Origin of the sequence: Nocardioides dubius (assembly GCF_039528155.1) — a bacterium.
Taxonomy (GTDB): Bacteria; Actinomycetota; Actinomycetes; order Propionibacteriales; family Nocardioidaceae; genus Nocardioides; species Nocardioides dubius.
Map to the genome: position 1 here is coordinate 1 of NZ_BAAALG010000013.1, position 9,994 is coordinate 9,994.

At 71.1% G+C, this 9,994-nt stretch carries 11 protein-coding genes and 1 tRNA gene; 7 read left to right on the forward strand and 5 right to left on the reverse strand.

Annotation, left to right across the window (positions count from 1 at the left end; genetic code table 11):
- The 6 genes from ABD151_RS17145 to ABD151_RS17170 all read left to right on the forward strand — a co-directional run.
- Positions 1-1,067: DNA polymerase III subunit gamma/tau domain-containing protein (locus ABD151_RS17145; RefSeq protein ID WP_486348050.1), on the forward strand; the 1,067-nt coding region annotated here is incomplete at its 5' end.
- A 15-nt stretch (positions 1,068-1,082) separates the two neighbouring features.
- Positions 1,083-1,484: a YbaB/EbfC family nucleoid-associated protein gene (locus ABD151_RS17150; protein WP_343996019.1), complete on the forward strand. Its 402-nt coding sequence runs from the start codon at positions 1,083-1,085 to the stop codon at positions 1,482-1,484.
- An 8-nt stretch (positions 1,485-1,492) separates the two neighbouring features.
- Positions 1,493-2,089, forward strand: coding sequence for a recombination mediator RecR (gene recR / locus ABD151_RS17155; RefSeq protein ID WP_343996020.1), 597 nt, complete (start codon positions 1,493-1,495; stop codon positions 2,087-2,089).
- Entirely contained in the window at positions 2,086-2,673 is a 588-nt protein-coding gene (locus ABD151_RS17160) for a DUF5063 domain-containing protein (protein ID WP_343996021.1), read from the forward strand. The genes recR and ABD151_RS17160 overlap by 4 nt, the downstream gene beginning before the upstream one ends.
- 70 nt (positions 2,674-2,743) lie before the next feature.
- Positions 2,744-4,015 (forward strand): aspartate kinase, encoded by a 1,272-nt coding sequence (locus tag ABD151_RS17165; RefSeq protein WP_343996022.1) that lies wholly within the window; start codon positions 2,744-2,746, stop codon positions 4,013-4,015.
- A 2-nt stretch (positions 4,016-4,017) separates the two neighbouring features.
- On the forward strand, positions 4,018-5,049 hold the full coding sequence (locus tag ABD151_RS17170) for an aspartate-semialdehyde dehydrogenase (RefSeq protein ID WP_343996023.1): 1,032 nt from the start codon (positions 4,018-4,020) through the stop codon (positions 5,047-5,049).
- A gap of 175 nt (positions 5,050-5,224) precedes the next feature.
- Here the strand turns inward: ABD151_RS17170 and ABD151_RS17175 are convergent, their stop codons facing one another.
- The 5 genes from ABD151_RS17175 to ABD151_RS17195 form a co-directional block, all read right to left on the reverse strand.
- Positions 5,225-6,604: a GtrA domain-containing protein gene (locus ABD151_RS17175; RefSeq protein ID WP_343996024.1), complete on the reverse strand. Its 1,380-nt coding sequence runs from the start codon at positions 6,602-6,604 to the stop codon at positions 5,225-5,227.
- A gap of 27 nt (positions 6,605-6,631) precedes the next feature.
- The gene (locus ABD151_RS17180) at positions 6,632-7,858 is read right to left on the reverse strand and encodes an RNA polymerase sigma factor (RefSeq protein WP_343996025.1); all 1,227 of its coding nucleotides are present in this window, start codon (positions 7,856-7,858) and stop codon (positions 6,632-6,634) included.
- Entirely contained in the window at positions 7,855-8,223 is a 369-nt protein-coding gene (locus tag ABD151_RS17185) for a YciI family protein (protein WP_343996026.1), read from the reverse strand. The genes ABD151_RS17180 and ABD151_RS17185 overlap by 4 nt, the downstream gene beginning before the upstream one ends.
- 196 nt (positions 8,224-8,419) lie before the next feature.
- Positions 8,420-8,493 (reverse strand) — tRNA-Pro (locus tag ABD151_RS17190).
- Positions 8,494-8,574: 81 nt separating this feature from the next.
- The gene (locus ABD151_RS17195; RefSeq protein WP_343996027.1) at positions 8,575-9,486 is read right to left on the reverse strand and encodes a metallophosphoesterase; all 912 of its coding nucleotides are present in this window, start codon (positions 9,484-9,486) and stop codon (positions 8,575-8,577) included.
- Positions 9,487-9,512: 26 nt separating this feature from the next.
- On the opposite strand from ABD151_RS17195, the gene ABD151_RS17200 reads away from it, so the two are divergent.
- Positions 9,513-9,974 (forward strand): GatB/YqeY domain-containing protein, encoded by a 462-nt coding sequence (locus ABD151_RS17200; protein WP_343996028.1) that lies wholly within the window; start codon positions 9,513-9,515, stop codon positions 9,972-9,974.
- The last annotated feature ends 20 nt before the right edge of the window (positions 9,975-9,994 follow it).

A 9,994-nucleotide genomic window follows, 5' to 3' on the forward strand; every position in this document is an offset into this window, starting at 1 on the left:
GCACCGCCGGCTGGGCCACGCCTGCGGCCACCGCACCGGCCGACGACCCCTGGGCTCCTCCGGCCGCGCCTGCGCCGGTCGCGGACGACGGTTGGCCGGTCGCTGCGGCACCCGGCTCCACCGGATCCTCCGGTGCCAGCGCGCCAAGCCCAGCACCCGACTTCGCCGACCGACCGGAGCTGCGTCGTCCCGAGCTCGCGCCGGAGCACGACCGACCGGAGTTGCGCACCGCGCCACCGGCAGCCGGACATCCGGCCGCCGAACATCCCGAATCCTCCGGGCTGGCTGCGCCGGCCGCGCCGGCTCCCGTCGCCCAGGCCCCGCAGGCACCGCCCGCTGCTCAGGCCCCGCAGGCACCGACGCCGCCTCCCGCCCCAGTTGCACCTCCCGCCGCCGAGCAGCCGCCTGCCGGCGCGCCGACGTCGTCCGGGCTCTCGTTGGCCGAGGTCCGCCAGCTGTGGCCCGACGTGGTCAACTCGACCAAGGGCCGGCGCCGGGTGACCTGGATCCACCTCACCGAGAACGCCCAGGTGGTCGCGGTCGACGACGCCACCCTGACCCTCGGCTTCGTGAACTCCGGCGCCCGCGAGTCCTTCGTCAACGGCGGCAGCGTCGAGATCGTCCAGCAGGCCGCCCAGGACGTGATCGGTCGGCAGTGGCGGATCGAGGCGATCGTCGATCCGGGCGCCCGGGTCGGCGACCAGGCTCCCGCGGTCAATCGCCCCGCCGCCGCTCCCGCACAGCAGGCGCAGCCGCCCCAGCAGCACGCGGCGGAGCCGCCGAGTCACCAGGCACCCCCCGAGGCGCCGCCGGAGCCGCCGAGCTGGGCCAACGAGCCCCCGCCGCCGGAGGACCCGGGCTACGACCCGACCGCAGCCGCGCGGGCCGCGATCAGCGCCACCCGCTCAGCCGGGGAGGGCCCCTCGGTCGCCGAGTCCACCTCCTTCGACCGTGATGCCGAGGTGCGAAGCGACGACCCCGAGATGGAGGAGTCCGGCATGGCCGGGCGCGAGCTCATCGAGCGGACCCTCGGCGCCACCGTCATCCAAGAGATCAAGCACGACTGAGCCGGGAGGCACACCATGACCCAGAACCCGTTCGGTGAGGGAGGCTTCGACATGGGCTCGATCCTCCAGCAGGCACAGCAGATGCAGCAGCAGCTGATGGCCGCCCAGGCGAGCCTCGCCGAGGCCGAGGTGGAGGGCACCGTCGCCGGCGGCGCCGTCACCGTCAAGCTCAACGGCGCCGGCGACCTGCTCGGCGTCTCGATCAAGGCCGGCTCGTTCGACGGCAACGACGTCGACGACCTCTCCGACCTGGCCGACCTCCTGGTCGCCGCCTGGCGCGACGCGAAGGCGCGCACCGAGGCGCTGGCCAAGGAGAAGATGGCGCCGCTCGCCGGTGGCCTCGGTGGGCTCGGCGACCTCGGCAGTGCCCTGGGTGGCGGTGGCGACGGCCCCGACCAGCCACGCATCGGATTCTGAGGGACCACGTGTACGAAGGCATCGTCCAGGACCTCATCGACGAGCTCGGCCAGCTGCCGGGGGTGGGGCCCAAGAGCGCGCAACGGATCGCGTTCCATCTGCTGCAGGCCGACCCGGTCGACGTCCGCCGCCTGGCCGACGTCCTGATCCAGGTCAAGCAGCGGGTGAAGTTCTGCAGCACCTGCTTCAACGTCTCCGAGGACGACCAGTGCCGGATCTGCCGCGACCCGCGGCGCGACGGCTCGGTGATCTGCGTCGTCGAGGAGTACAAGGACGTCGTCGCGATCGAGCGCACCCGTGAGTTCCGTGGGCGCTACCACGTGCTCGGCGGCGCGATCTCGCCGATCGACGGCGTCGGGCCCGAGCAGCTCCGGGTCCGCGAGCTGCTGACCCGCCTCGCCGACGGCGAGATCACCGAGGTCATCCTGGCCACCGATCCGAACCTCGAGGGCGAGGCCACCGCGACCTACCTCACCCGCAATCTCAAGCCGTTGGGGTTGCGGATCACGCGGCTGGCTAGTGGACTACCGGTGGGAGGCGACCTCGAGTACGCCGACGAGGTCACCTTGGGACGTGCATTCGCCGGGAGAAGGGCAGCGGAATGACCGCCGAGTTCGAGTTGGACGAGTTCGCACAGCAGATCGCCGACCAGATCGAGAGCTTCCTGGTCGCGGTGCAGGCCATCGCGCAGGAGAACGACGGCAGCCGGGCGATCTCGCTGCTGCTGTTGGAGATCTCCCAGGTGCTGCTGGCCGGCGCCCGGCTCGGCGTCCAGGCCGACTTCACCCCGGCCGAGGAGTTCCAGCCCGACGCCGGCCCTGATCCCGACCTCGACGCGCTCCGGCTCCGCTTCGCGCGGATGCTCGACGGCGTCGACGTCTACTCCGAGGTCTTCGACACCTACGGCGACGTCGAGGTGGTCTCCTCGGTGATCTCCGACGACGTCACCTCCATCGCCACCGCGCTCGCCCACGGCCTGCGGCACTTCCGGGCCGGACGGGTCGCGGAGGCCCTGTGGTGGTGGCAGTTCTCCTACGTGGCGAGCTGGGGGAGCGAAGCCAGTGGCGTGCTCCGCGCGCTGCAGTCGATCCTCACCCACGACCGCCTCGACACCGACTTCGAGGTCGAGCAGGAGCACGTGGCTGCCGCTGGTGAGATGCTGGAGGAGACCGGTTCGGGACCTCGGTAGGATTCGGCCACGGGGGTCGTGTATCCCACGACCCGCGTTTTCGAGTTCTCAAGCCACCGAGAGGTAAACCGTGGGCATTGTCGTGCAGAAGTACGGCGGCTCCTCCCTCGCCGACGCCGCCGCGATCAAGCGGGTGGCCCGGCGAATCGTGGAGACCAAGAAGCAGGGCAACGACGTCGTCGTGGCCGTCTCCGCGATGGGCGACACCACCGACGAGCTCCTGGACCTGGCGGGCGGGGTCAGCCCGCTGCCGCCGGCCCGGGAGATGGACATGCTGCTCACGGCCGGTGAGCGGATCTCCATGGCGCTCGTCGCGATGGCGATCGCCGACCTCGGCTACGAGGCCCGCTCCTTCACCGGCTCGCAGGCCGGCGTGATCACCGACTCGGTGCACGGCAAGGCGAAGATCATCGACGTCACGCCGGGCCGGATCTCCTCCGCGCTCGAGGACGGCCACATCGTCATCGTCGCCGGCTTCCAGGGCGTCAGCCAGGACACCAAGGAGATCACCACCCTCGGTCGCGGCGGCACCGACACCACGGCGGTGGCCCTGGCTGCCGCGCTCCAGGCCGACGTCTGCGAGATCTACACCGACGTGGACGGCGTCTTCAGCGCCGACCCGCGGATCGTCCCGGCCGCGCACAAGCTCGACAAGGTCTCCTTCGAGGAGATGCTCGAGCTCGCCGCCAGCGGCGCCAAGATCCTGCACCTGCGGTGTGTCGAGTACGGCCGTCGCTACAACATCCCGATCCACGTGCGTTCCTCCTTCAGCCAGCTGGAGGGCACCTGGGTCGTCGAGGACCCCACGGAGGGAAACACCATGGAACAGGCCATCATCGCCGGTGTCGCGCACGACCGCAGCGAAGCCAAGATCACCGTCGTCGGCGTGCCCGACAAGGTGGGCGAGGCCGCGCGGATCTTCACCGCGCTCGCTGACGCACAGATCAACATCGACATGATCGTGCAGAACGTCTCCGCGGCGTCGACGAACCTCACCGACATCTCCTTCACCCTCCCGGGCACGGACGCGCAGACCGCGATGGCCACCCTGCAGAAGCTGCAGGACCAGGTCGGCTTCGAGCGGCTGCTCTTCAACGACAAGGTCGGCAAGCTCTCCCTGGTCGGTGCGGGCATGCGCTCGAACCCGGGCATCACTGCCCAGTTCTTCGGCGCGCTCGCCGAGGCCGGCGTGAACATCGACATGATCTCCACCTCGGAGATCCGGATCTCGGTGGTCGTGGCCGAGGACGACGTGGAGCGCGCGGTCCGCGCTGCTCACACGGCGTTCGACCTCGACGCCAGCGAAGTAGAGGCCGTGGTCTACGGCGGGACGGGGCGCTGATCATGGGCGTGCGCATCGGTGTTGTCGGGGCGACCGGCCAGGTGGGTGTGGCGATGCGCCAGATCCTGTTGGAGCGGAGCTTCCCGGCCGACGAGATCCGGTTCTTCTCCTCCGCCCGCTCTGCGGGCAAGGTGCTCCAGTTCGGTGACCGCGAGGTCACCGTCGAGGACGCCTCCACCGCCGACCCGAGCGGCCTCGACATCGCGCTCTTCTCGGCCGGTGGCGCGACCTCGAAGGCGCTGGCTCCCAAGTTCGCCGCCGCGGGCGCGATCGTGGTCGACAACTCATCGGCCTTCCGCAAGGATGCCGACGTCCCGCTGGTCGTCGCCGAGGTCAACCCGGACGCGCTGAACACGATCCCGCGCGGCATCGTGGCCAACCCGAACTGCACCACGATGGCCGCCATGCCGGTGCTGAAGGTGCTGCACGACGAGGCCGGCCTTACCCGCCTCGTGGTCTCCACCTACCAGGCCGTCTCCGGCTCCGGCATCGCCGGCGTCGAGGAGCTGGCGACCCAGATCGCCACCGCCGGCGACAAGGCCCGTGAGCTGGCCTACGACGGCGAGGCCGTGTCGCTGGGTGAGCCGGGCGTGTACAAGCGCAACATCGCCTACAACGTGCTGCCGTTCGCCGGCGCGCTGGTCGAGGACGGTCTCAACGAGACCGACGAGGAGCAGAAGCTGCGCAACGAGTCGCGCAAGATCCTCGGCATCCCCGAGCTGCTGGTCTCCGGCCTGTGCGTGCGGGTCCCGGTCTTCACCGGCCACTCGCTCGCGGTCAACGCCGAGTTCGCCGAGCCGATCTCCCCGGAGCGTGCCCGCGAGCTGCTCGCCACTGCTCCCGGCGTCGAGCTGGCCGACATCCCCAACCCGCTGCAGGCGGCTGGCAAGGACCCGTCCTACGTGGGCCGGATCCGCGCCGACGAGGGTGCCCCGGCCGGTCGCGGCCTGGCGATGTTCATCAGCAACGACAACCTCCGCAAGGGTGCCGCGCTCAACACCGTGCAGATCGCCGAGCTGCTCGCAGCCCGCTGACCCGCTTCAAGGGATCGTCCCTAACGTTCTGGCTGCCGACACGCCGTCGGCAGCAACCAGAACGTTAGGGACGATCGCCATTTAGGGGGCGCACCAACCAGATAGTCCCTGACGTTTTCGTGGTTTCTGGGCATCAAAACCACGAAAACGTCAGGGACTATCTCTCTTCGGCGGGCTACTCGTCTTCGACGAAGTTGGTGGTCACCCAGTGGGAGGCGAGGTAGGTCGCGACGGTGATCACGGGGACGACGACGATCATCGCGGGGGAGAGCATGACGTCGATCAGGAACAGCAGGCAGATCACCGCGAGCAGGCCGACGGCGAGGAAGCTGGTGCTGGTCGGGTCGGTGACCTTCCAGGCGGTCAGCAGCAGGCTGCCGATCGCGACCAGGGCGATCAGGATCAGGATCAGCACGCCGATCCCAGAGCCGCCGCAGGAGCTGGTGCCCTTGATCGCCTCACATCCGGCCAGGCCGAAGTAGGTCAGCGCCACGCCGATCAGGCCGACGACGGCGCCGGTGATCCCGGCGGCGATCGGTCCGCTGACCTCGGGCAGGCTCAGGAAGCGCCAGCCGTCGTCGGCGGAGCCGTCGTCCTCGACCGTCTCCGGCGGGGGCGGGACGGCGGCAGCCGCCTCCTCGGCGTCGAGCGCCGCGAGGTTGTCGGCGATGCTGTGGTCCGCGCTGCGGCCGGCTGCCTGGTTCTTGGTCAGGCGCTCGGCCGCGACGGTCTCCAGCGGAGCGGTGGCGAGCACCGCGGTCTCCTCGACGTCGGCCTCGACGGCCTCGACGGGCTCGTCGGCAGCCGGCTCGGCCGGCTTGCGACGGCTGAACAGGCCGCGAGAGGGCCGCTGGGGGGCCTCCAGGACGACGGTGGGCTCGGCCTCGGCAACCGGCTCGGCCTCGGCAACCCGCTCCGGCTGAGCGTCGGCTGACGGCGTGCTCGTCTCCGCAGCCTCCGAGGCAACGGTGGGCTCAGCGGCCTGGGCCGCAGGGGCGACCGCTTCCGGTTCAGCGTCGGCGACCGTCGGTGCCACTGTCTCGGCGGTGGCGGCCTCTACGGGCGCCTCGGGCTCGGCCGCAGGCTTGGCGACGGACGCACCTTCCGCGGGCGCGGCAGGCTCCACCGGCTCGGCTGTGGAGGCAGGCTCGGGGGCGGCAGCCTCGACCGGTTCGGCTGCGGAGGCAGGCTCGGGGGCGGCAGTCTCGACAGGCTCGGCTGCGGCGACGTCCGCAGGCGCGGCAGCGCCGACCGGCTCGGATGCCTCGACGGGCTCGGGCGCGGCAGTCTCGACCGGCTCCGATGCAGCGGCAGACTCGGGAGCACCAGCAGACTCAGCAGAGGTAGCGACGGACGCGCCCTCAGCAGGCGCAGCAGCCGCCTCCTCCGCGCGCGCGGGCTGCACGAGGCGCTGGAAGTCCTCGGCGGTCGGCTTGTCGCTGGAGGCGGGAGCCGGTGCGGGGGTCACGCCGCCCTTCTTCTTGCGCCGGAACATCGAGCCCAGACTCGGCAGCTCCAGCTGCGGGGCGTCGTCCGGACGGTCCTTGTCAGCCATGCGCCGAAGTCTGCCACGCAGGACGCCTCACTCGCGGGGATTCTGGAGCCGATGCAGCTTCTCGTACAGGTACTGCCGCTCGGCCGCGTTGACCGTCGCCGCGATCGCCAGCCGATAGGCGACGGCGGCCTCGGAGGCCCGCCCGGCACGCGCCAGCAGGTGGGCGCGCACCGACTCCAGCCGCGGCAGCGTGGGGTGGGTCTCGGCCAGCTCCGCGAGGGCCGCGAGCGCCGTCTCCTCGCCCTCGAGCATGGCGAGCGCGACCAGGGCGTTCAACCGCACGGTCGGATTGCGGGCGCCGGTCACGTCGTCGAGAACGGCGTACAGCGCGTGGATCTCCAACCAGTCGGTCTGCTGCGTGCTGGGGGCTGAGGCGTGCAGTGCCGCGATGCAGGCCTGGACCAGGAACGGCCCCGGCGTGGCGCCCGGGGTCGCCTGCTCCAGCAGCGCCAGGCCCTCGTGCAGCATGGGCGCGATCCAGCGGCCGCGGTCCTGCTCCTCCAACGGGATCAGCTGCCCTCGCGAGCCGACCCGCGCCGGATGCCGCGCCTCGGTGAGCAGCATCAGCGCCAGCAGCCCCCGCGCCTCGGTGGAGCCGGGCAGCGCGGCGACCAGCAGCCGGGTGAGCCGGATCGCCTCGGTAGCCAGGTCGGCGTCGCGGGCCGGTGCCCCGGAGGTGGTGTGGTGCGCCTCGGTGAACATCAGGTACAGCACGTCGAGGACGGCGGCACTCGGCTCGCCGGTGGCGTCGGCACGCAGCGAGGACCGATGCTCCCGCAACCGCTGCTTGGCCCGGGTGATCCGCTGCGCGATCGTGGGCTCGGGCAGCTGGTAGACCGTGGCGATCTGGGCGGTGCTGAGGCCGGCCACCGCCCGCAGCGTCAGTGCCACCTGGCCCGCGCGCGGAAGCGCCGGATGGCAGCACAGGCGCAGCAGGAGCAGGGCGTCGTCGCTGTGGCGGGTGACGGCGTCCGTCAGCGGCTCCTCCAACCATGCCACCCGCTCCTCGCGCTCCCGGCGTCGCAGGTCGCTGCGCACCCGGTCGACGTAGCGACGTCGTGCCGTGGTCACCAGCCAGCCGAGCGGGTCGTGTGGAGGATCGTCGGCCCAGGCCCGGTGTGCCTCCACCAAGGCGTCCTGGACGGCGTCCTCGCACAGGTCGAACTGGTCGGCTCCGTAGCGACGGACCAACCGGGCCAGGGTCTGTGGCGCGAGCTCGCGCCACAGACCCTGATCGTCGGCGAGAGGGCTCATCCGTCACCGAGGTCGGCGAAGATCACCGGACGCACCTCGACGGCGAGCCCCGGCACGTGCACGTCGGGGATCTGCCCGGCGAGCTCGAGCGCCCGCTCCTCGTTCTCGACGTCGACGAGGTAGAAGCCGCCCAGGAACTCCTTGGCCTCGACGAACGGCCCGTCGCTGACCTGGGGCGCGCCGTCGACAGCGCGGATCACCTTGGACCGGCGTGGGTCGGCGCACGCCTGGGTGCTGACGAACTCGCCGTTCTCCTTGGTGGATGTCATGAAGGCGTTGTGGCCGTCGTGCAGGGCCTGGGTCTGCTCCGGGCTCAGGCTCTCCAGGACGGCGGGGTTCACGTGCATCAGGATCAGGTACTTCATCTCAGCTCCTTCATCTCGGCCCCGGTCGGGCCTGTGCCCAGTGGTCGTCGCGGAACGCCGGAATACGACAGCCGAACGCGACGAATTCCTCGACGCGGCAGATCCGATGGTCTCGTAGGACTTCGGCGAGGGCGAGTGCGCAGCCCCGGAAATGCCGAGACCCGGCGAATCCAGTGGATTCGCCGGGTCTCATCTGTCGGGCTGACAGGATTTGAACCTGCGGCCTCTTCGTCCCGAACGAAGCGCGCTACCAAGCTGCGCCACAGCCCGATCACCGGCAACCGAAAGGTCAACCGGTGAACAAGGAAGGAGCATACCGGAGCAAGGGCGGGCGCAGAAATCGGGGCCCGCTCAGGCGCGCGGAGCCAACGTCATCAGCGTCGCCTCCGGGCGGCAGGCGACCCGCAGTCGCAGGTACGGATTGGTGCCCAGTCCCGCCGACACATGCAGCCAGGACGAGCCCGGATCGCCGTCCGCGGATGCGGCAGGGTGCCGGTGCAGCCCCTTGGCCCGCGCCGGCTCCAGGTCGCAGTTGGTGGTCAGCGCACCGTAGAACGGGAGACATACCTGCCCGCCGTGGGTGTGCCCGGCGAGGATCGCGTCGTACCCGTCGCGAGCGAACTGGTCGAGAACCCGCAGGTACGGCGCATGGGCGACGGCAAGGCGCAGGTCGGCCGTCGCGTCGGCCGGGCCCGCGACCGCCGAGAGGTCGTCGTAGCGCAGGTGCGGATCGTCGACGCCGGCGAAGGCGATCTCCAGCTCGCCCACCGTCAGCGAGGTGCGCAGATTGGTGAGGTCGGTCCAGCCCGCCGCGTCGAAGCCGGCGCGCAGATCGCGCCAGGGCAGCTGCGGCACCTGCGTGTGCCGTCGTCCGGTGTCGGGGAACAGGTACTGCAACGGGTTGCGCATCCCCGGCTCGAAGTAGTCGTTGGAGCCGAACACGTAGACCCCGGGGAGGTCGAGCAGCGGGCCGAGCGCGTCGAGGGCCGCAGGCACCGCGTCTCGGTGGGCGAGGTTGTCGCCGTTGTTGACGACCAGGTCGGGCTCGAGCGCCGCCAGGCCCCGCACCCACTCCCGCTTGGCGCGCTGGTTCGGCGTCAGGTGCAGGTCGGTGACCTGGAGCAGCCTGATCGGTCGCGCGCCCGCGGGCAGGACCGGAAGCCGCACCTGGCGCAGCGTGTAGGCGCGGGCCTCGGCTGCGGCATACCCGGTCAGTGCCAGGCCGGCCAACGTGGCCGCGCCGAATAACCGGGAGAAGGACATTCCCCAAGGCTGCCACAATGGTGCACATGAGCGCTTTGAAGGATCGACTCCGGGCTGACCTGACCACCGCGATCAAGGCGCGCGACGATCTGCGCTCCTCGACCCTGCGGATGCTGCTGACCGCCATCACCAATGCCGAGGTGGCGGGCAAGTCGCAGGTGGAGCTGAGCGACGACGACATCGTGGGTCTGCTCTCCACCGAGGCGAAGAAGCGGCGCGAGGCCGCCACCGCGTTCGAGGACGGCGGGCGCCTGGAGATGGCCGCCAAGGAGCGCGCCGAGCTCGAGGTGCTCACCGACTACCTGCCGCAGCAGCTCACCGAGGCCGAGGTCTCCGAGATCATCACCGCCGCGATCGCCAAGGTCGGCGCCGCCGGTGAGGGGATGAAGGCGATGGGCAAGGTGATGGGCGTGGTGACGCCGCAGGTGAAGGGCCGCGCGGACGGCAGCGCGGTCGCCGCCGAGGTCCGCCGCCAGCTCTCCGCCTGAGCCGCGACGCACGAGGCCCC

Coding starts and splice junctions, on each gene's coding strand:
- ABD151_RS17175 (WP_343996024.1), bottom strand. CDS start 6,604: ATGGCTGACAAGGACCGTCCGGACGACGCCCCGCAGCTGGAGCTGCCG.
- ABD151_RS17170 (WP_343996023.1), top strand. CDS start 4,018: ATGGGCGTGCGCATCGGTGTTGTCGGGGCGACCGGCCAGGTGGGTGTG.
- ABD151_RS17150 (WP_343996019.1), top strand. CDS start 1,083: ATGACCCAGAACCCGTTCGGTGAGGGAGGCTTCGACATGGGCTCGATC.
- ABD151_RS17185 (WP_343996026.1), bottom strand. CDS start 8,223: ATGAAGTACCTGATCCTGATGCACGTGAACCCCGCCGTCCTGGAGAGC.
- ABD151_RS17180 (WP_343996025.1), bottom strand. CDS start 7,858: ATGAGCCCTCTCGCCGACGATCAGGGTCTGTGGCGCGAGCTCGCGCCA.
- ABD151_RS17160 (WP_343996021.1), top strand. CDS start 2,086: ATGACCGCCGAGTTCGAGTTGGACGAGTTCGCACAGCAGATCGCCGAC.
- ABD151_RS17200 (WP_343996028.1), top strand. CDS start 9,513: ATGAGCGCTTTGAAGGATCGACTCCGGGCTGACCTGACCACCGCGATC.
- ABD151_RS17195 (WP_343996027.1), bottom strand. CDS start 9,486: ATGTCCTTCTCCCGGTTATTCGGCGCGGCCACGTTGGCCGGCCTGGCA.